The sequence below is a fragment of the Streptomyces sp. iso_384 genome (assembly GCF_056172905.1).
The window spans coordinates 1-374 of the sequence record NZ_JBWBTT010000023.1; the positions used below are offsets into that span (position 1 = coordinate 1).

1 protein-coding gene is annotated in these 374 nt (G+C 65.2%); it reads left to right on the top strand.

The features are described from left to right. Positions 1-44: 44 nt before the first annotated feature. Positions 45-374: hypothetical protein (locus AC0VY3_RS37340; protein ID WP_475551957.1), on the top strand; the 330-nt coding region annotated here is incomplete at its 3' end.

The window sequence follows — 374 nt, forward strand, 5'->3', positions numbered from 1 at the left end:
CCCGTCAGGGGCCCAGGGTGCCACCACACATCAGGGAGTGATCGATGGCCCTTGCCGAGGAATCAGCAGCGACGGAAAGCCCCAGCCATGTACTGGGCACCGACCACGCGGAACCGACGTCGCAGGACATCGCGCGTGCTCAACGGGCCCAGGAGGAGCTGGCCGCACGCGGATACAAGGTCTCGACCGAGAAGAAGTGGTGGGGCTTCGAGGTCCATCTCGACGCTGAGGCCGCCAACATGGCAGGGGACATCGCTGAGCTGATCGGCGACGTGGCCGGCGAGGTCCTGCCGTCACCCTACGGCGAGATCGTCGAGCTGTTCTGCAAGATCAAGTCGGCGTGGATCAAGGAGGTGGGCAAGGACTACGGCTGC